The 20,337-nt window shown below is 57.3% G+C and carries 18 protein-coding genes and 1 tRNA gene; 8 read left to right on the plus strand and 11 right to left on the minus strand.

What is annotated here, in order from left to right; translation table 11 throughout:
• The first annotated feature begins 181 nt into the window (after positions 1-181).
• Together R6G97_RS12270 and R6G97_RS12275 are read left to right on the plus strand one after the other, a co-directional pair.
• Positions 182-1,027 carry an SDR family oxidoreductase gene (locus tag R6G97_RS12270; protein ID WP_046785893.1) on the plus strand — a complete coding sequence of 282 codons (846 nt, stop codon included), beginning with the start codon at positions 182-184 and terminating at the stop codon, positions 1,025-1,027.
• A 10-nt stretch (positions 1,028-1,037) separates the two neighbouring features.
• Complete coding sequence (locus R6G97_RS12275; RefSeq protein ID WP_060493175.1) at positions 1,038-1,922, plus strand: DMT family transporter; 885 nt, start codon at positions 1,038-1,040, stop codon at positions 1,920-1,922.
• Between the two features lie 128 nt (positions 1,923-2,050).
• Here the strand turns inward: R6G97_RS12275 and R6G97_RS12280 are convergent, their stop codons facing one another.
• The 4 genes from R6G97_RS12280 to R6G97_RS12295 all read right to left on the minus strand — a co-directional run bounded on the left by R6G97_RS12280 (position 2,051) and on the right by R6G97_RS12295 (position 6,330).
• Entirely contained in the window at positions 2,051-3,250 is a 1,200-nt protein-coding gene (locus R6G97_RS12280) for a phosphotransferase (RefSeq protein WP_060493176.1), read from the minus strand.
• On the minus strand, positions 3,247-4,284 hold the full coding sequence (locus R6G97_RS12285) for an amidohydrolase family protein (protein WP_046785891.1): 1,038 nt from the start codon (positions 4,282-4,284) through the stop codon (positions 3,247-3,249). Before R6G97_RS12285 ends, R6G97_RS12280 begins: the two co-directional genes overlap by 4 nt.
• A gap of 153 nt (positions 4,285-4,437) precedes the next feature.
• On the minus strand, positions 4,438-5,349 hold the full coding sequence (locus tag R6G97_RS12290; RefSeq protein WP_046785890.1) for a LysR family transcriptional regulator: 912 nt from the start codon (positions 5,347-5,349) through the stop codon (positions 4,438-4,440).
• A gap of 54 nt (positions 5,350-5,403) precedes the next feature.
• Positions 5,404-6,330: a quinone oxidoreductase family protein gene (locus R6G97_RS12295; RefSeq protein WP_054573037.1), complete on the minus strand. Its 927-nt coding sequence runs from the start codon at positions 6,328-6,330 to the stop codon at positions 5,404-5,406.
• Positions 6,331-6,606: 276 nt separating this feature from the next.
• On the opposite strand from R6G97_RS12295, the gene R6G97_RS12300 reads away from it, so the two are divergent.
• Both R6G97_RS12300 and folE read left to right on the plus strand, forming a co-directional pair.
• The gene (locus R6G97_RS12300; protein ID WP_060493177.1) at positions 6,607-10,170 is read left to right on the plus strand and encodes an indolepyruvate ferredoxin oxidoreductase family protein; all 3,564 of its coding nucleotides are present in this window, start codon (positions 6,607-6,609) and stop codon (positions 10,168-10,170) included.
• Between the two features lie 12 nt (positions 10,171-10,182).
• Positions 10,183-10,740 carry a GTP cyclohydrolase I FolE gene (folE, locus tag R6G97_RS12305; protein WP_046785888.1) on the plus strand — a complete coding sequence of 186 codons (558 nt, stop codon included), beginning with the start codon at positions 10,183-10,185 and terminating at the stop codon, positions 10,738-10,740.
• A 54-nt stretch (positions 10,741-10,794) separates the two neighbouring features.
• Here the strand turns inward: folE and R6G97_RS12310 are convergent, their stop codons facing one another.
• The 4 genes from R6G97_RS12310 to R6G97_RS12325 form a co-directional block, all read right to left on the minus strand.
• Positions 10,795-12,441, minus strand: coding sequence for a methyl-accepting chemotaxis protein (locus R6G97_RS12310; RefSeq protein ID WP_060493190.1), 1,647 nt, complete (start codon positions 12,439-12,441; stop codon positions 10,795-10,797).
• Between the two features lie 350 nt (positions 12,442-12,791).
• A complete protein-coding gene (locus R6G97_RS12315) occupies positions 12,792-13,502 on the minus strand; it encodes an inovirus Gp2 family protein (RefSeq protein ID WP_060493178.1) in 711 nt (236 codons plus the stop codon).
• Positions 13,503-14,046: 544 nt separating this feature from the next.
• Positions 14,047-14,277, minus strand: a complete 231-nt coding sequence (locus R6G97_RS12320; RefSeq protein WP_060493179.1) for a helix-turn-helix transcriptional regulator — start codon at positions 14,275-14,277, stop codon at positions 14,047-14,049.
• Between the two features lie 53 nt (positions 14,278-14,330).
• Positions 14,331-15,707, minus strand: coding sequence for a hypothetical protein (locus tag R6G97_RS12325; RefSeq protein WP_060493180.1), 1,377 nt, complete (start codon positions 15,705-15,707; stop codon positions 14,331-14,333).
• 159 nt (positions 15,708-15,866) lie between these two features.
• On the opposite strand from R6G97_RS12325, the gene R6G97_RS12330 reads away from it, so the two are divergent.
• Positions 15,867-16,520, plus strand: a complete 654-nt coding sequence (locus R6G97_RS12330; protein ID WP_060493181.1) for a hypothetical protein — start codon at positions 15,867-15,869, stop codon at positions 16,518-16,520.
• Positions 16,521-16,618: 98 nt separating this feature from the next.
• Here R6G97_RS12330 and R6G97_RS12335 read toward each other — a convergent pair whose 3' ends face one another.
• From R6G97_RS12335 to R6G97_RS12345, 3 genes are all read right to left on the minus strand, one after another.
• Complete coding sequence (locus tag R6G97_RS12335) at positions 16,619-16,891, minus strand: type II toxin-antitoxin system RelE/ParE family toxin (protein ID WP_082421385.1); 273 nt, start codon at positions 16,889-16,891, stop codon at positions 16,619-16,621.
• A gap of 54 nt (positions 16,892-16,945) precedes the next feature.
• On the minus strand, positions 16,946-17,161 hold the full coding sequence (locus R6G97_RS12340) for a ribbon-helix-helix domain-containing protein (RefSeq protein WP_082421386.1): 216 nt from the start codon (positions 17,159-17,161) through the stop codon (positions 16,946-16,948).
• 180 nt (positions 17,162-17,341) lie between these two features.
• Positions 17,342-17,429: transfer RNA gene (locus tag R6G97_RS12345), tRNA-Ser, on the minus strand.
• A gap of 139 nt (positions 17,430-17,568) precedes the next feature.
• Between R6G97_RS12345 and R6G97_RS12350 the strand changes: the two genes are divergently transcribed.
• From R6G97_RS12350 to tusD, 3 genes are all read left to right on the plus strand, one after another.
• Complete coding sequence (locus R6G97_RS12350) at positions 17,569-18,240, plus strand: Bax inhibitor-1/YccA family protein (RefSeq protein WP_043212266.1); 672 nt, start codon at positions 17,569-17,571, stop codon at positions 18,238-18,240.
• A gap of 236 nt (positions 18,241-18,476) precedes the next feature.
• Positions 18,477-19,856, plus strand: coding sequence for a nucleobase:cation symporter-2 family protein (locus R6G97_RS12355; protein WP_043212265.1), 1,380 nt, complete (start codon positions 18,477-18,479; stop codon positions 19,854-19,856).
• An 88-nt stretch (positions 19,857-19,944) separates the two neighbouring features.
• Positions 19,945-20,337, plus strand: coding sequence for a sulfurtransferase complex subunit TusD (gene tusD, locus R6G97_RS12360; protein ID WP_317847039.1), 393 nt, complete (start codon positions 19,945-19,947; stop codon positions 20,335-20,337).

A 20,337-nucleotide genomic window follows, 5' to 3' on the forward strand; every position in this document is an offset into this window, starting at 1 on the left:
TTGCCACTGATCGCCCCCGGTGTCAGAGGCATGGAGAAAAGCATGATCAATACTGCACACAAAAATGCTAACTGTTCAATTATGTTTTGCTCAACCGGCTTTTTTCCGGTAAACAAGCCACTGAAGACACCCGCAACGTGCCTGCGTCAATCCAACAAGAATCACAAGGAGCTTGCCCCGCATGAACATCGATCTGAGCGGAAAACGCGTGATTGTCACTGGTGCTTCACGCGGTATAGGCCTTGCGATAGCCCGTGCCTTCGCACTGGAAGGTGCCCGTGTGGCCATCTGCGCACGTAGCTTGGCGGCCGTCCGCGAAGCGGAAGCACAACTGCAGGAACATGCGCAGGCGGTACTGGCCCGAGCCGTGGATGTCACGGACACTCAGGGTGTTCAACATTTCGTCGGTGAGGTGGTGCAGACCTGGGGAGGCGTGGACATTTTGGTAAATAACGCGGGCCAGGGGCGTGGGGGCAACCTAGAGACCCTCACGCCGGAAGCCATCCTTGAACACGCCAATGTGTTGCAGATGGGGCATTTTCGCTTCGTCCAGGCTGTGGTGCCGTTCATGCGGCAACAGCGCTGGGGGCGGATCATCGAGATCAATGCCCTGGCCGGCACCGTGCCGACCCCCGACGGGATCCCTTCGGTGATCAACCGTGCATCATGTGTAGCGCTTTCGCGCTCGCTGGGCATGTCGCTGGCCAAGGACAATATTCTCGTCAATAGCCTGAACATGGGCTGGATCGACACTGGCCAGTGGGACCGCCACTACAAGGAGATGGGCCCCGGGGTCAGCCGTGAGGAGTTCGATGCGATGGTTATGAAGGTGGTGCCGATCGGCCGTTATGGCAAACCGGAAGATGTTGCAGGCATGGTGTTGTTCCTTTCCAGCGAATACGCCAGTTTCATCAGCGCGGCTTCGATAGACATTGCCGGGGGCATGGGTGGCCAGATTGCCTACTTCCCGACACTCAAGCGTGATTTTGCCGCGGCACTGGCCGCTCGAAACACCGACAGCCACTAGAGCGCCCGTAATGAAGCTGCTGTTTCCAGTGCTTGCCACACTGATCTGGGCTGCCAGTACCGTGGTCAATCGCCTGTCGGTGGGGGTGATAGATCCCGCGGCCATTTCGTTCTATCGCTGGTTGACCGCATTGCTGGTGTTGTCACCAGTCATGCTGCCCAGGGTCTGGAGAATGCGCCAGAGGATACGGCCATACCTGCCCAAACTATGGCTACTGGGATTGCTCGGCATGTCGCTGTATCAGTCTCTGGCCTACTTTGCTGCACATACGGTCAGTGCCACCTCAATGGGATTGATCCTGGCGACCATGCCCTTGCTGACGGTACTGGTAGCCTTCCCGCTGCTGAACACACGCCCCCCCCTGCCGTTACTGACAGGCACGGCAGTTTCATTCGCAGGGTTGGCATGGTTGCTGACCGCGGGCCACCTGCCATCGCTCTGGCAGCGCGGGGTGGGTCTGGGTGAATGGCTGATGCTGCTGGCGTCACTGTCCTACGCCCTGTATTGCGTGCTGGTGAAGCGCTGGCAAATCCCCCTGCCCACCTGGGAAAGCCTTTATGTACAGATACTCTGCGGCACGTTAATGCTGGTACCGCCATTTTTGCTTACATCATCGATGGCCCTGAGCGCTCAGAGCCTGCCGCTGGTTCTGTTTGCTGGTCTATTCGCTTCGGCGTTGGCACCGGGCCTGTGGATGCAAGGCCTGCAACGCCTGGGCCCGGAAAAAACCGCGGCACTGATGAATCTGGTCCCTCTCTTCACCGCAGCCTTGGCGATTGGGCTGCTCGGTGAGCCATTGCACCTGTATCACGCGGTAGGCGGCGGACTGATTCTGCTGGGAATTGCATTGGCCCAATGGCAACCCGTACGGGTCACCGCAAGTACCCTGTCCTAAGCCACTAGGAGTCGATTACGGAGCGCGTCCAAGCCGTAACGATCTATACCGCTCAAGCGCGCCAGGTAGTACTCCAGTCCGCCATACTCAGCCTCGCTTACCTCCATGCACGTGCGTTTTGACCATGTTCAATCCTTCAAGAGGTGTGCATAGGCTGGCGTCAGCGGACGAGCGCCCTCGCCCAGCACCGGAGTACGCCGTGGCTTGCGTCCTCGTGTCAGCAGGCGAAGCGTGTCGAAGTCTTCGGCGGCGGTAAAAAATCGCTCCACCATCGGCAATCCTGACTGCCCCCAGTCATCCATGTTCGACATCCATGTCTGCATGCCCCACACCGGCCAACGCCGCAGTTGCTCCCAGGCGGCGTGCTGGTCGAGTACACCAGCCGCTCCCAGACTGATCAACTTTTCGCGGTACACCTGCAGAAGCCGTTGCCCCTCGGCGCGGCGTTCTTCTATCGTCAACGCGCCGAGCATGAAGTACGCCACATCGCGCCATGGCCGCCCGCGTCTTGCCAACTGCCAGTCGAGCCAGATGCGTTCTCCATTGTCACGCTGAAAACTGTTCCCTTGGTGCGAATCGCCATGGATCAAGCAAGAGGGCGAAACCTGTGCCCGTTCGAAGGCAGCCAACTCATCGAAAGCATGGCTGAAGAGCTCTGGCGTCTCATAGATCCAACGAGGTAGACGCTGCCGGTAGTCATCCTTGCCCAGGTTGACCTTGATGTAGTTGTACATACGCAGCAGGCCGTCGTTGTCTACCGGGTTGGCCATCGACACCGGAAGCCAGACCTGACGGTGCAGCCGTGGGTGGGCCCAGGTCACGGCATGCAACGCGGCTAAAGACTCCAGCCCCTGCGCGACTCCATCCACGCCCAGGTGATCAGTGCTGTGGCCGAACTTCCCGGCTGCCAGCCCAAGATCCTCCATTACCACTACGCCGCGCCCACCACCATCGGCGTCCCAATCAGTGAAATACGTGGCAGGCAATGGCGCGCCGGACCACGCGCGGGTCAGATGATAGAAACGCGACTCCAATTCGCAGATATCGCCGCTCTCGAAGCCTTCTGACCAGTTCGATTTCAGGCAGACATGGGACGGTATCCCTGCGCGCTGACCGACCTCGTTCAGCTCGAGCCTGGCGCGCAGCTTGGTAGTGTGCCCATTGCGGACCTCCACCACCGCCAACGCCTGCACTTCGATGCCGGGGTAACGCGGCTGCAGCAGCTCCGTCAGCCAAGCGGCGCTGAGGTCGCCGAGTTGTCGCGGCAGCCGCCCGACACGTTGAGGATACGGCCGCCCAGCACTCATCGCCAGCAAACTGCCCGTCACGGCGTCACAGCACGCGCAGCGTGAGCTGGCACTTTCAGTTTGAGCAGTTCAATTGCGTTACCACTGCGGATCCGCTCACGATCCGCAACCGATAGTCCTAGCCCGGCCGTCAGGTCACCGTGGTCATAGGCACCACCGAAGTTTGTACCGTACAGCAAGCGTTCAGAACCCACCACTTCAGCGACACCACGACGCAAACCAGGTGCGTGTACGTCAAGATCGAAGTAGAAGTTCTGCAGATAGTCCAGCAGCGGCCGCTGGTTGCGCGTATCGGGCGCCATAGCTTGGTTGAGTTCGCTGAGTCGGCCCAGTTGGAAGATCGCCATGCCCCCCGCATGGGTGATGTAGGTTTTCAGGGTTGGAAAGACATCCAGGGCACCTCCACAGATTAGGTACCAGAAAAACAGGGTCTCATCGACGCAATCGCCCACAATGGACGTGGTTTCGAACTTGTCGTCGGTATGTTTTTCGCCCCAGTAGATCGACTGATTGAAGCCATGCACCATGATTGGTACATCCAGCTGTGTGAGCTTCTCCCACACTGGGAACAACTGCTCGTCATGAGCTTGCAATCCGTTGAAGTTGGCACCGCCTACGCATACACCCTTGGCCCCCAATTGGGTTACCGCTCGCTCGATTTCCTTGGCTGCGTTGCGCGGATCGGCCAGATTGGCATGGCACCAGAAGTCGAAATGGTCCGGGTCGGCGCGACAGAACTCTGACATCTCGTCGTTGCAAATACGCGCGTATTCGTTGGCAAAATCACCAGCCCAATACATGAAGCAATGCGAAGGCGTGGAGACCACCAGCTTGTCGACACCCCGCTCGGCCATCAACTTGCGACGACTGGCGTGGGTCATGCGTGCCAATAGGTTGACTTGCGCCTCAGCGTCGCTAGTGGCTTTGGCCGGCTGCTTGGTGCCTAGGGAAAAATGGCCGACAGTCAACCCCTGCACCTTCATGAACGGGCCCCAAAATTCGTGGCGGTTCAGCATACCCTCTGTCAGCAGGTGGGCGTGTACATCGATCAGCATGGCGTTCTCCTTGTTGTAATCGGCCAGCAGGCCGAACGGTCACCGTTCGGCAATTTCGGAACCAATTAAAATATAGACATTTATTTTATTTTTGTTCATTTTTATCTGTGTTGCGCATAGCACCCTGAGGAACAACGCAAGGCCAGCAAGGTTTCACGACGTACACGCCATGATCAGGAACTGTCGAAACGCTTGGGCCGATATCGATAACTGCTTGTCGGGTCGCCAAATCAGTCCCAATTCCATGGGCGGAATGACATCCGTCAATGGCCGAGCCTCGATCCTCTTACCCTCCAGGGACCAAGGTCGGTAAAGCATGTCGGAAAGAATGGCGACGCCAAAGCCATGGCCGACCATGCCGCGCAGCGCCTCCATGGAAGAAGTACGAAAAGCCACGTTGGGAGCCAACCCACGAGACGCCCAGTAGCGAAACGTCGAGCTGTCACCTTCATCCACGGTGGCAAGGATGTAGGCGTGCTGCGCCACGTCTTCGAGGTTGATTGAGGAGGCAGTCATTAAGGGGTGCTGGATGGCCAACCAGAGTTGCCGGCGGGACCGAATCAACACCTGATGGGAGAACACATTCAGGCTGGGGGTGTTGGACACTATCACCAAGCCTAGGTCGAGATCGCCATTGTTAACGGCCTGCTCGATGCTGTGGCGATCTATGTCGACGAGTTCGATCTCCACCTGCGGATAGTTGCGCTTGAATCGTGCAAGCAGCGCTGGCAGGAAGTAGCCCAGCAGCGTGTAGGAAGCCCCCACACGCACGCTTCCCCGTGTCGAGTGGCTGAGGAACAGCGGCTCGCTCAGGGCGTCCTGCAACGTTTCGAGGATATGCCGCGCATGCTGGGCAAACTTATTGCCTTCGGCTGTCAGTGTCACGCCATAGGGCAAACGGTCGAAAAGGCTAACACCCATAGTCTCTTCCAGGTGCTGCACCGCGGCGGTGATGGCCGACTGCGACACGTGCACCTTCAGAGCCGCCTGGGAGAACTGACCCGCATCAGCCGCCGCCACGAAGTACCGAAGCTGGCGCATGGAAACGTCTTTGCCCTTGATCATCTGCTATGCCGAGCCCGCCGCCAGAACCAATGAAACCGCTTGCCGCTGCGGCCTTCAGCGGCGGATCGTGGCCGTGATCTTGGCGTGCGGTCCATCTATCTGAGCAGCCCAAGCCTCTGCGGCCTGGTCAAGGGTGAAATCCAAGTAGTCCACGTGTATCTGCTGTTCCCTGGCGATCTTCAACAGTCGCAGCCAGATCTGTTCACGGTCCGCAGGGGGACGCTGGCCGGTCCCGATGCACGACAAGCTGCGAAACAGCAGGTCGGCGATATCCAGATTGAGCTGGCGGCCAGCACCAGTGCCAATGGTCATAATGCGTGCCCCCCAATTGGTGGCCTTCAGAGACGTCAGCAAGGGTTGTCCGCACACCAGGTCGAGTACCACATCGAAGCCACCGGCCGCTGCCTCCTTAAGTGCGTCAACATCATCGCTGCCACCCAGGGTAACGACCTCGTCGGCGATTCCGCGCGACTTCAGACGGCCAAGCGCTTCCTGTGAACGCGCAGCACCAACGACCTTGCCAGCACCCATGCCACGCGCAAGCTGCAAGGCAATCTGTCCCAGGGTGCCGGTGGCGCCGAGGACCAAGACCTTTTCGCCCTTCTGAATCTCAGCCTTTTCCAGCGGCACGATGGCCCCGGTAGCGGCAATACCCATGCTGATCGCGGTTTTGTCGTCCACATCATCCGGCACATTCCACACTTCGGCTTGCGGCACCAAAGTGCGCTCGGCCCAGGCACCGTAGGGCAGCACCGAACGCTCACCGAAATATACCCGCCGCCCATCCGGCGCTCGTCCCACGCCCTCACCACGGATGACGCAAGGGTATTCGACACCCAGACGGTAGGCCCCGAGCACATCCCACCCCCCAAGGCCGGCCGTGTCCACGTCGATCAGCACCGCACCGTCTTGCGCTTGCGGCTCATTGAACTCACGTACCTGTGGCAACGCATTGCGTTCGGAAATGATGGCTGCACGCATGGCTTTCTCCCTTGTCTGTTTTGTTCTCAAGCGTCTTCAAGACCAATAATTGAACATTTTTTGATTATTTGTCCATATTTAATTAGCATCTAGGCCCGACAGTCCCGGTTTGAGCTGCAACACCGCCAATGCCGACGCATGCAGGTATTTGAAACACCAATACCTCACGGCTGTTTTTGTGATTTTACGATCGCGCCCCTGCTTTCTAGAGTCGGCCTCTACAAGGCATCGCCCTTACCGGTGCAGCCATACAAGAACAACGCCTGGAGGATGAACATGAGTACCCCGGTTTCCCTGGAAGATAAGTACGTACAACACAGTGGACATGTACTGCTCACGGGGATTCAGGCGCTAGTGCGCCTGCCCCTGATGCAACGGCTACGCGATCAGGCCAACGGTCTGAATACCGCCGGGTTCATTTCCGGATATCGCGGCTCGCCGCTAGGGGGACTCGATCAGGCCCTGTGGAAAGCACGTGACTACCTCAAAGCACACCACACAGTGTTCCACCCTGGTATGAACGAAGACCTTGCCGCAACCTCGATCTGGGGTACGCAGCAGGTCAATTTGTTCGAAGGTGCCATGTATGATGGCGTATTCGGCATGTGGTACGGCAAGGGCCCCGGCGTAGACCGTTGCGGTGATGTTTTCCGCCACGCGAACGCAGCTGGCACATCAAAATTTGGGGGTGTATTGGCCATTGCAGGCGATGACCATGGCGCCCGCTCCTCTTCCCTTCCCCACCAGACCGAGCACATTTTCAAGGCAGTGATGATGCCGGTGTTGGCGCCCTCCGGCGTACAGGAGTACCTCGACTATGGCATGCATGGTTGGGCCATGTCGCGCTACTCAGGCTGCTGGGTCGCCCTCAAGGCTGTGGCGGACACTGTTGAAAGCGCGGCCGTCGTCGATATCGACATTCATCGCGTACAGCCTGTAATCCCGACCATTGCGTTGCCTGAAGGGGGTCTGAACATCCGCTGGCCCGACCCACCACTGGCCCAGGAACAGCGCCTGCTGGAGCATAAGCTGTATGCCGCCCTGGCGTATGCCCGAGCCAACCGCCTCGATCGCATTGTCATGGATTCGCCGAATGCACGAATTGGCATTGTCACTTCGGGAAAGTCCTATCTCGACGTATGCCAGGCCCTGCGTATCCTTGGGATCGACGAAACACAAGCGCAAAAAATCGGTCTGCGCCTTTACAAGGTCGGCATGGTCTGGCCGCTGGAAGCTGAAGGTGTGCGACAGTTCGCCGAAGGTCTGGAAGAGATTGTGGTGGTGGAAGAAAAGCGCCACATGATCGAGTACCAACTCAAGGAAGAGCTCTACAACTGGCGTGAGGACGTACGTCCGCGTATCGTTGGCAAGTTCGACGACAAGGGTGAATGGAGCCTGCCGCACACCGATTGGCTGCTGCCGGCTATAAATGACCTGACGCCGGCGATGATCGCACGAGCCCTGGCCAAGCGAATCCTGCGCCTGCACCCAGGCGGTTCGCTTCAAATGCGCCTAGCCCTTTTGGAAGCGCAGCTGGCGTGCAAAGGCCAGTTCAGCAACCTGATGGAACGCGTGCCGCACTACTGCTCTGGCTGTCCGCACAACACCTCGACCAAGGTGCCGCAAGGTAGCCGCGCGCTGGCCGGTATCGGCTGCCATTACATGGCCGCCTGGATCTACCCGCAAACCCAAACTTTCAGCCAAATGGGTGGCGAAGGTGTGGCCTGGATCGGCCAAGCGCCGTTTACCACCACCCAACACGTCTTCGCCAACTTGGGTGACGGTACTTACTTCCACTCCGGTATTCTCGCTATTCGTGCCGCCATCGCGGCAAAGGCGCAAATTACCTACAAGATTCTCTACAACGATGCCGTTGCCATGACAGGCGGGCAGCCAGTGGACGGCAGCCTCAGCGTGGCACAAATCAGCCGCCAACTGGCTGCAGAGGGCGTTCAGCGCTTAGTGGTGGTCAGTGACGATGTTGAGAAGTACAAGGGCACTGATGATCTGGCCCAAAGTGTCCCGGTAGTACGCCGCGACAAGATGGACGAGGTCCAGGAGCAATTGCGCCAGTTCCAGGGAGTGTCGGCAATCATCTATGACCAGACCTGCGCAGCGGAGAAGCGCAGGCGTCGAAAGCGCGGCAAGTTCCCCGACCCGGCACGTCGAGTGGTGATCAACGAAGCGGTATGTGAAGGCTGTGGCGACTGCAGCAGCAAGTCCAACTGCATGTCGGTGGTGGCGGTGGACACAGAGTACGGCCGCAAGCGCGAGATCGACCAATCTTCGTGCAACAAGGACTTCACTTGCCTGAACGGCTTTTGCCCAAGCTTTGTCACCGTCGAAGGCGGAACGCTGCGCAAGCCACAGGCCCTGGCAGCCAAGGCCGACGATGACTGGGACTTGCCCGCTCCGTCGGTCGTCGCCCTCGAAGAGCCATACAGCATTCTGGTGACCGGTGTGGGCGGCACTGGTGTAGTAACCATAGGTGCCTTACTGGGCATGGCGGCATTTATCGAAGGTAAGGGAACGCTTAACCTCGACATGGCTGGCATGGCACAAAAAGGCGGCGCCGTCTGGTCCCACATTCGCATCGCTGCCCGCCAGGATCAGTTGTTCGCCCCGCGGATCGCCGAAGGTGAAGCAGCCTTGTTGTTGGGTTGCGATCTGGTTGTCAGTGCCAACACCGAAACGTTATCCAAGTTGCGCCAAGGTGTGACGCACGCTCTGGTCAACAGCGAGCAAAGCATTACCAGTGCGTTCGTGCGTACCTTTGCTCTGCAGGCGCAAAGCGGTGATCTGGCCAGCCACCCTGACCCGCAATTCCATACGCAAGGCATGTCAGCGCAAATAGCCGAAACCGTTGGCGCAGCGCGGGCGGACTTTGTCGACGCAAGCAAAATTGCCACGACTCTGATGGGCGATTCAATCGCTACAAATACCTTCATGCTGGGCTATGCCTATCAGAAAGGCTGGTTGCCGGTCGGCGAAGAGGCGCTGGAACAGGCCATCGAGTTGAATGGCACCGCGGTAGCCTTCAACCTGGCAGCCTTCGCCTGGGGCCGACGCAGTGCCCACGATTTGCCACGGGTACTTAGCATTGTGGAAGCCGGCAAAAAGCAAAGCGCCGACCGCATACTTTCGCAAAACCTGGAAGAAATGGTTAAGCGGCGTATGAGCGTCCTGACGCAATATCAGAATAAAGCCTATGCCCAGCGTTACCGGCAACGCGTAGAGCAGTTTATGGAGGCCGAAACTCGGCTGCTGGGCCAGCCGGACGAGCTGTCCAAAAGCGTTGCCCGCCACTACTTCAAGGTCCTGGCAATCAAAGATGAATACGAAGTAGCCCGACTGTTCAGCAACGGCGACTTTCTGACAAAGATCCAGTCAACGTTCGAAGGCAACTACCGCCTGCGTTTCCACCTGGCACCGCCGCTGCTCAACGATAACAGCATTAGCAAAGAACCCAAAAAACGCTGCTACGGGCCTTGGATGCTGCAAGGCTTCAAGCTGCTGGCCAAACTCAAGATACTGCGCAACAGCTGGCTCGATCCGTTCGGCCATACCCATGAGCGCAGGGTCGAGCGTAACTGGTTGCGTAACTATGAAAGCATTCTGGATGAAGTGTTCGCAGGCCTGCGCAGCGACAACCTGCAACTAGCCCGCGAGCTGCTGGAGCTGCCAAACAGCGTGCGCGGTTACGGGCCAGTGAAAGAGCGCTTTCTACATCATGCCCACCAGCGTCAAGCGCTGTTACTGGAGCAATGGCGTAATGGCTCGACTGCACAGTTTCACGACGCCAGCCAAGCCACCGACAAAATTTCTATAATTCAACTCTAAACAGGGACAACAATGAACGAGGAACTGACCCGAAACTATCGCGAAATTCTGCAGGGCATTGGCGAAAACCCGCAGCGCGAGGGCTTGTTGGACACTCCAAGACGCGCCGCTAAAGCCATGCAGTACCTGTGCCATGGCTATCAGCAAAGCCTTGAGCAGATCGTCAACGGCGCACTGTTCGACTCGGACAACGACGAGATGGTCATCGTCCGTGATATCGAATTGTATTCGCTGTGCGAGCACCACCTGTTGCCGTTCATTGGCAAGGCGCACGTTGCCTATATCCCCACAGGCAAAGTGCTGGGGCTGTCGAAAGTGGCGCGTATAGTCGATATGTTTGCTCGCAGACTGCAGATTCAGGAAAACCTGACCCGCCAGGTTGCCGAAGCGATTGCCCAAGTTACCCATGCCGCCGGTGTGGCGGTAGTGATCGAGGCGAAACATATGTGCATGATGATGCGCGGTGTGGAAAAGCAAAACTCGGTAATGAGCACCTCGGTCATGCTCGGATGCATGCGCGACTCGTATAACACTCGCCAAGAGTTCCTACAACTGATTCGTAACCGTTAGCTCTCACTGATTTTGTGGGGAGCGGCGCATGCGCCGCTCCCCACAAAAACAGATTTAGAAGCGGAAGCGACTCACCGCCAGGCTCAGTTCCTCCGAAAACTCACGCAGTGATACCACCGCTCCAGAAACTTGACGTGTAATCGCATCTCCTTCCCCAGCCATACGGGCAATGTGCTCGATGTGCTCCGCGATCCCTCGCCCGCCCTCGCTTTGCACACTCACCGCATCAGCGATCTGGTCTACACCTTTAGTCGAGTTCCCAACTAGGTCCGCAGCTTGCTGCAAAGTGCTCTCCAGTTCGCTCAATAGCCTGCCACTGTCATCCAGTGCCACAGTGCCTGCATGCAGAGCGTCGCCAACCGCCTCGGACTGGCCTTCAAGGTTAACTGTCAAATCATTGATTGAATTGGCCGCTTGGGCCGAGCGTTGCGCTAACTGACGCACTTCATCTGCTACCACACTGAAGCCGCGCCCACTTTCACCTGCCCGCGCCGCCTCGATCGCCGCATTGAGCGCCAGCAAGTTGGTTTGTGCAGAGAGATCCTTGACCTGGGTGATACTGGCGGTAATCGCCGAGGTGCTTTCGACAAAAGCACCTACCGAGCCGCGAATCGCTAAGAATGCCAGCCGTACGCTGTCGATGTTTTCGAGTAGACGCGACAGCGCCAAGTGTCCGTCCTGCGTGCCTCGCAAGCTAGCCTCGGCCGAACCTCGCAGGCTCTGGGCATGGTTGGAGATGGCGGCAATACTGGCGCTCATCTGCTCGATGGTCATCGATACTACCCCAACCGCACCGGTCTGTGCTGAGGAGCTCTCGGCCACCTGCGCCGAGGCGCCTACCAGCGTCTCAGCCGATGCACTGACCGAGGCGGCTACCACGGCAACCTGACGCATCGCCTGCTGGAAACTGTCAATTAGTTCATTGAACGCCTGCGCAGTGTGAGCGATCTCGTCGCCACCGATCAAGCGCACTCGGTACGTCAGATCACCGTCTCGCAACCTGATCGATGCCTGCTCGATTTCCCGGATGGGGCGCAAGATCTGCCCTCGTAACAAAAGACTGACCAGCAATGCCAGAACACTGGCGGCCAGTGACACCACTATTAGCATCTTTGACACCTGACGCTGCGAAGCATCGGCCGCGGCAAACGCATTAGAAGTCAGTTGCGCTTGCATCGCTAATAGGCGGTTGAACTTCGCTTGCAAGCCGTCGCTGTCGGCGCGTATCCGTCCTAACAACGAAGTAGCCTGAGTCTGATCTTTTAAGGCTGTACGCTGAAATTCATCCAGACCCTGGGTAACAACAGCAGCCTGTTCCTGCACCGCTTGATAGAGTGCTTTTTCGTCGTCACCCAAGCGTGTCTCACGAGCCCCATTGGCAAGGCCGGCACGCATATCGTCGACACTAGATCGTATGTCCTCGAAGTAGGACTCCAGTTCCTCCTGTGCCGTACTCCCACCTGATTCAAGTATGCGTGAGCCCGTGGCATAGGCACCTACAATCGCCGCCTGCAAGGCAGTCGTAGTGTCCAAAACCTGTCGATATTGCTGAAAGCGCAACTGTTGAATTTCTTTGATCACTGCCTGCTGCCTAGCCAGCCCGTAATAGGCCATAGTGGAGACAAACAGTAAGCCAAGCACGAACAAGATGGGCAACACTAGAAGCTTAGCGCCTATGGAGCATTTCTGTGCAAAGAGCATGAGCAATGACCGTTCTTCTTGTAATGATGAGGCCTATAGCTTGGCAATTTATAGGAAAAAATTCTATATCGAATACCAGATTCTCCATTTAGAATTACAATGACCATCGTCTCTGTACAGGTGGTTGCCTGGCTCTTCACCAGCTCAGCAGCATCCATATAGACTCCACTAGCCTCGGACCAAAGGTACAGGCTGTGATCCGACTTTTCTTGCAAGACTGAACTGAACCGGTTTCTTTAGACATTCGCCAAGTTCAATCATCACTTGCTGAATTGGCTTGCGGTCCCATTCGACCAGTGGCGTGTTTAACATCTGTGCTTTGAGGTTTCGCGATCGACATAACCTTAGTCCTACCTCCTGCTGGCGCCAAACCCTCGCTGACGCCCTCCGTAGGACTTCGTAGCCATCTTGCACAGGTAGCTAGCTCTATAGAACAGCCCTGGCAATTCATCGACCTTGCCACGACGGATTTCTCGGTCGACTCGATATTCAGCATTCTCGGGGATGTGCACCCGCCCTCTCACCTGCTCGATCGATACCCCCAAAGCACCAGCCCAAGACTCTTCCATACGGCTGATCATGTTCACCCTCTCGGAACCCAGACGCCCTACCGTGTAATAAGCATCACGGTTCAACAAAATCAGCACGTGGTAATGGGGCCTACCGCGTTGTGGAACCTCTCTACACCAGACGTATCGCACTTTGCAGTCGCGAACGTAGCCACGCTCACCCACCTTCCTCTGGTGATAGTGGATCTTCTTCGTGAAGGACTCGAAAAACCGACTGATCACCTGATTCGTATAGGCGTAGTCAGGTAGATCAATGCCCTGAGGTAACCGGAGATCCACTCTGAATGCCAACAGCCTCGGATATTCAGCCAAGGCTAGCTCGATGGTGCGTTTGAGGTCCGACAGATATTCCCGGATGAAAGGCCCCTTGTCGACCATCAGGGGTAGGCCTTCGAAGGTCTCGTCGTAATGCAGACGGAGGTTGGAATTGTCGGGATGGCGGAGTGGGTAACGCTGGGCGGTATGGTTATAGGTGCGGTTATCATCGAACATGGTTATGAGCTCTCAGGATTGGAGTGTCATAACCACTGCCTAGTGTGTGATTTTTTAACCGTTATATCGCCTGGCCTGGACACTCTCAACTGGACGCTCGGTCACGTAGCGTATCCGTGATGGTAGGAACCTGGCCTGTCGTGGCGAACTGATTTAGTTGAACGGCTGGTTGAGGAGCCGTCACAGATAATCGCTCCCCATCCGTATGCTGGGTCTCAGTGATGCCCATCCACTAAGGGGTTAGGCGAAAGCCTTCGGGTAGTGATAGCTAGTAAAAGCATACTACCCGCACCGCAGCTGAAAGCTCCGACTGGCTCGGGAAAATCCAACCAGCTCTCCAAGCCACAGCGACGTTTTCTCCAAAAATGTATTCCGGACAAAAACCAGAGCCAGTGCCATGGTGGCCAGTGCCTAACCAGCGCCTGCCGGAACGATGGGAGCAACATCGCTCCGGCTTTCTGAAGATCGTCGACCCGCCCAGAATCAGACTGCTGGCATAAGCGCCATGACCAGCCGTAGCCAGTCATGGCGCAGATGATCATTTCTAGCTAGCCACACTCAGATGGCCGGTGGCACGCAATCGTGCTCCCTCAGCCAGGTCACGATCCTCGATCCGTGCCAAGATCCAGTCGTGCACCTCGCTTTCGACCCAGCCAACACAGCGGTCGCCCAGCGAGACCGGCTTCGGGAAGGTGCCTTCCGAAATGTACTTGTAGATGGTCGACCGGGCCAGGCCAGTCGAGTCGATTACTTCTTTCAGGCGGATGATCCTCATGAACGGGCTCCTCGTATTCGTTCAGAGGATTGGCGGGGGTAGTAAAATTTGAACTACTTCATCAGCAACCGCTTGGCCGGGTAAGATGCAAGCCCGTAGTGAATCCGCGTAACCAAGTCCATATCAGCCTCTCCACTGTACGACTCGGGGTTAACGACACCGGGCCTTTCCTCCAGCAACACCGTGCACTCGGATAGCCACTCCGGAGGTGGCCGCAATAGCACCGTAATGATCGAATATCCTGTGCCGTGTAAAACCGGCAGTATGCTCAAGCCTCCCGAATCGAACTCAATCCAATCTGCCTGCCCGAATCTTGACCTGTAATCCCGAGCAATCTTGAGCACTTCGCCGTGAAAATAGCTGATGACAGCTTTCCACTCCTTGTCGACATCGTCCTGGCCACCTTCGGGCATGGATGACTTTCGCAAGGCTCCCTCGATCCTTTCTCGAACCCAGCCACCGTCGACAAAACCTGTAGCTCCGAGCTCACGCCAGTGACGAGCAAGCAATTCGGATGCATATTGCAGGAGCATGAATTGAAGAAGCCTGAACACCACTCCCCTCTGTCCAACAAGAAAGCGGATCACAGCCGAGGGTGTTTCAGTTCGAACTTCGCTGCCATGTTTGCTTACGCGAAGAACATCTCTCCATAGGCTTTCCTCATGTGAGACACGCCTCTCATCTTCCCAGCCCAGTCGGTGCACCACGACCGCACAGTTTCGCTTCAATCCAAAAGCTGGATGGTTCAGGTTGAGAAAATAGGAACTCGAGATCTTCCCAGCCCTGAAAACCGAGCTTGATGCTCCCGGCACGTAGGTACGAATCAGCCCCACTGCCAGCAACCGCTTGAGCCGATGTTTCAAACTCTCGGCATCGAGCCCCGTGAGTCGGATTAACTCCAGATTGCTTACCCCGGTCACCTGCCCGAAGCTATCAGCACGCACCAATAACGTTCCCAGCAGCAATCGGTTGGATGCACTCAAGCGACCGCGGGCGCCTGGGGGCGCCGGCCTTCCAACCTTGCTCAGCGCTGCACTATTCGATTCAGTCTTGGACACTGCCCCCAGCATCTCTACTGTCAGATCGTCTCCAGAGAACAGTCGCTCAAGGAGTTTGGCGTGTGCCCCATATGAGCTTTTCTTTTCCGCCAGCAGCGCAACCTCTGCGGCAGCGATCCGGTAAGTGACTGCTGGTCGCCCCCGGCCCACCCCTCTCGACAGTCGGCATATCGCACCGCAAGAAACGAGCTCGACGAGGGCGCCGCTCACCATCCGCTCCGAGACATGGAGCCATTTGGCCATTGCCTTAGCATTGCCGGGAATCGTGTCAGCACCATCGCGCAAAGCACGGCAAGCCATTGCTTCCAGCAGAAACCTTGCCTCTACCCCACAACCCGTCAGACTCACGCTCATGCAGTCGATAATCAGCAAAGCTTAAATCCTTCGACAAATAAAGAACAGTTTATACACCCTGTAAAAAATTACATAAATAAATATACGACAAACGCATAACGTTACCGTAACGCGACAAAAACCATTGCAGGATGCCCATGACAGGATTACAAAGAAGACATCCAGACAGAGGGTGGAATGGTGACTGAGGACAACACGAATTGGCTGCGCCAAAACGAGTGGGAGTGGGCGGAAGCCTATTTGCGCAAGCGCGCCCCCAGAGACATCTTCCTGGGTCGATTCGACAACCCGGGCTACGCCAGGACGACACAGATCATCAAGGATATCGAACAGACCACGGAAGGAATAAAACTGATCGAGCGCTTGAAGAACGCTCTACGACAGCGTAGATACCGCTCGCCGATCAACGGCAGGAAGGCATGCACCTTCTCCCTCCCGACCAAGACCGTGACGAGGCTCCGCCACCTGGCCAACAAGCACGATCAACCGGAAACCTCGATAGTCGCTGCCCTCATCGATGGCCTGTACGCCATGACCAAGACGCAGCAGGCGCGGGAAGAGCAGTTGAAGAAAACTGCCCAAATCGAGCGACAAATAGCCAACCAAGCGAAGTCCCTCCTCAAGGCCCAGCTGGAAGAGGCTATGAAGCACCTGGAACGCCAAGTCGAGCTTGTCGTCATGTGGGAACTGTCTTTGGAGGCAGCTCAACCTCCTTTCGAAGGTGATGAAACGCAAGCGCGACTCGAGGTAGAGAAAAGGATGAAGGGCGTTCAAAGAGAACTTCGCATCATTGCAACCAAGCACGCGCTTACTAGTGAAAGGCTGATCTGACCTTTTGCACCGCCCACCCGATCACAAATGGGTAGATATAGCCTATTAAGCTGTGCTGAACCCAGCGATGGCTTTTATAGATGACCGCCTGCTTGCAGCTAATGAGAGAGGCTTTCAACCAACCATCCAGGAATGTCCCTCACCCCATGTAAAACACGCCATTCATCGACATGGTCGACGCGCTCAACGTAGAACATCAGATAGGGATAGCGCCTCCGCGGCCAGTAGAGCAACCTTGATAAATTCAGCTCATTAACGTACAGAGGCATGCCCGAGGCCGGGTGGCGGCTGATGTGGATATAGGCATTTTCCAGGGCATCGATAAAACCGAGTGCAACCTGCTCCGCCTGCTCACCAAGGTAATAGCTGATAACGTCTTCTACGTCTTGGTTGGCAAGAGCCCAAAGAAATGACGGGCTTGGCCCTCACCCTTGAGTCTTAACAACCTTGGCGCGTAGAGATTCGAAATAGTCACCATCCGCAGGAGCAATTGGGCCTGATTCAGCGCCAGCCAGTAGCAAGCCTCGCAGATGCTGCCGATCCTGGTCCTTGCGAATCAGCTCTCGCAAATATTCACTACCGGTGCTGTAGCCTCGCTGACTGATCTGATCATCGAAAAAGGGCTTGAGAGCATCTGGCAGAGTCCGTGCTTGACAAAATTTGCCAAATCATAACCCTCCAGCCGTGCCTCGCCAGGCACTCGACTCGATAAATTATACAAAACCGCCATCACAGGCATTTTCTTCAAGTGGGTACAAACATGGGTAGAAAAATCATCACACACAAAAAAGCCCCGTTTTCAGGGGCTTTAATGAGAAATTTGGCGGAAGCGTAGAGATTCGAACTCTAGGATAGTTGCCCATCGACGGTTTTCAAGACCGTTGCCTTAAACCACTCGGCCACGCTTCCAGGATCAATTTTGCGGCCGCAATCATACCGTAATGAAACAAGCTGTCAAACTCTCTGTGTCGCGGCTTGCAGCTGCTCTGGTATCCTCATTGCAACCATTCGTTTCGAAACCACAGATTCACACCACAGGAGTGTCGCCATGCGCGAACAGGATTATGCCGTCCACCACGGCCAGCAGGCCGAGCAGCAGGAAGTCAGCCGCGTCCTGCGCAACACATACAGTCTGCTGGCGCTCACCCTCGCCTTCAGCGGCGTCATGGCATTCGTGGCCCAACAGATGCGAGTCGGTTACCCGAACGTGTTCGTGGTACTGATCGGTTTCTACGGTCTGTTCTTCCTCACCGCCAAGCTGCGTGATTCGGTCTGGGGTCTGGTCTCCACCTTCGCACTCACCGGCTTCATGGGTTTCATCCTCGGCCCGATCCTCAACCGTTATCTGGGCATGAGTGGCGGCGCCGAAGTGGTGAGCTCGGCCTTCGCGATGACCGCCCTCGTATTCGGTGGTCTGTCGGCCTACGTGCTGGTCACCCGTAAGGACATGAGCTTCCTCAGCGGCTTCATCACCGCTGGCTTCTTCGTGCTGCTGGGCGCTGTCGTGGCCAGCTTCTTCTTCCAGATCAGCGGTCTGCAACTGGCGATCAGCGCGGGCTTCGTGCTGTTCTCGTCGGTCTGCATCCTGTTCCAGACGAGTGCGATCATCCACGGTGGTGAGCGCAACTACATCATGGCGACCATCAGCCTGTATGTATCGATCTACAACCTGTTCGTCAGCCTGTTGCAGCTGTTCGGCATCATGGGCCGTGACGACTGATAGCCCTGCTACTAGAAAGAGCCCGCTTCGGCGGGCTTTTTCATGGGTGACTTTCGAGTTCCTGCACACCCCACCGCGGGGCCAGCCAGCCTAGTGCCCTGCGAATACATGGACAACGCGTTATCCTGCTAAAACCTGTCAGGCCTCAGGTACGGCCGCCTTCACGCATTTCCCCCTACCCCAATCCAGTCTTGCCCCGTAGAATGCGCTCCTTTTTTCATCCTGGGCAGCTTCCCATGAGTTCCATCGAACACGGGCCGGGCGCGACGGCGCCTGCCAATGAACTGGTCCTCGGTCTAGAGGACAAGCCAAGGCCGTTGATCGGCCTGCTGGCTGCACTTCAGCACCTGCTGGCGATCATCGTCCCGATCGTCACTCCTGGCCTGCTGATCTGCCAGGCTTTGGGGGTTTCCCCGCGTGATACCAACCTGATCGTCTCCATGTCGCTGGTGATTTCCGGTATCGCGACCTTCGTCCAGTGCAAGCGCTTCGGGCCGTTCGGCGCTGGGCTGTTGATCGTGCAGGGCACCAGCTTCAACTTCGTCGGACCGCTGATCGCAGGCGGTGCGCTGATGGTCAAGCAGGGCACCCCGGTAGAGAGCGTGATGGCTGCAATTTTCGGTGTGGTGATCGCCGGCTCTTTCGTGGAGATGGGCGTGTCACGCATCCTCCCGTTCGTCAAACGCCTGATCACCCCTCTGGTGACCGGCATCGTGGTGCTGATGATCGGTCTTACGCTGATCAAGGTGGGCCTGATCAGCATGGGAGGCGGCTTCACCGCCATGGGTAACGGCACTTTCGCCAACGGCGAGAACCTGCTGCTGTCGGGCGTTGTGCTGGCGATCATCGTGATCCTCAACCGCATTCCGGTGGTGTGGATGCGCAGCTGCGCCATCGTCATCGCCCTCGCCGTGGGCTATGCCCTGGCCGGCTACCTCGGCCGCCTGGACTTCACCGGCATGCATGAAGCCGCGCTGTTTCAAGTGCCGATGCCGCTGCACTTTGGCCTGAGCTTCTCGTGGGCCCTGTTCATACCGATGCTGGTGATCTATCTGGTGACTTCGCTGGAAGCCATCGGTGACGTCACGGCCACCAGCAAAGTCTCGCGCCAGCCGGTCGAAGGCCCGCTGTGGATGCAGCGCATCAAGGGTGGCGTGCTGGTCAACGGTGCCAACTCGCTGTTAGCTGGCGTGTTCAATACCTTCCCCAGCTCAATCTTTGCGCAGAACAACGGCGTCATTCAGCTGACCGGCATCGCCAGTCGCCATATCGGTGTGTGGATTGCCCTTATGCTGGTGCTGCTGGGCCTGTTCCCCAGCGTTGCCGGTGTGATCCAGGCAGTGCCTGAACCAGTGCTCGGTGGCGCAGCCATGGTGATGTTCGGCGCAGTAGCAGCGTCGGGTATCAACATCCTGGCCAGCACCCGCCTGGACCGTCGGGCACTGCTCATCATCTCGGTATCCCTGGCCCTAGGCCTGGGCGTGGCACAAGTGCCGGAGTTCCTCGCGCACATGCCGGCGGCGCTGCGTAACGTGCTGGAGTCGGGCGTGGCCACCGGCGGCATCTGCGCCCTGGTGCTGAATTGGTTCCTGCCAGAGAGCAAGGGCCAGGCCTGACGCATGCTTGCGTTGACCCAAAAAGCCCGCGCCGACAGGTGCGGGCTTTTTGCTTTATCATGGCCCCATCCCCTTGCACGAGCTTTCCATGAAATTCGCCATCGCGGTTTTTTCCCCGGCCCATGCGCCCTCCTCGCGTCGCGCCCTGCGTTTCGCCGAGGCAGCGCTGGCCGCTGGGCACGAGATTGCCCGGCTGTTCTTCTACCAGGACGGGGTACACAGCGCCTCGGCCAATATCGTTGCCCCCCAAGATGAACTGGACGTTACCGCCCAATGGCGCGACTTCATCGATAGCCATCGGCTGGATGCCGTGGTCTGCATCGCCGCAGCCCTGCGTCGAGGCGTGCTGGATGAGAGCGAAGCCAACCGCTACCAGCGCCCGGCCGTGAACCTGCCGGCCCCTTGGGAGCTGTCGGGCCTCGGCCAGTTGCATGAGGCAGCACAAGTGGCCGACCGCCTGGTCTGCTTCGGAGGTGATTGA

It is taken from the genome of Pseudomonas sp. HTZ2 (assembly GCF_033173945.1).
GTDB lineage: Bacteria > Pseudomonadota > Gammaproteobacteria > Pseudomonadales > Pseudomonadaceae > Aquipseudomonas > Aquipseudomonas guariconensis.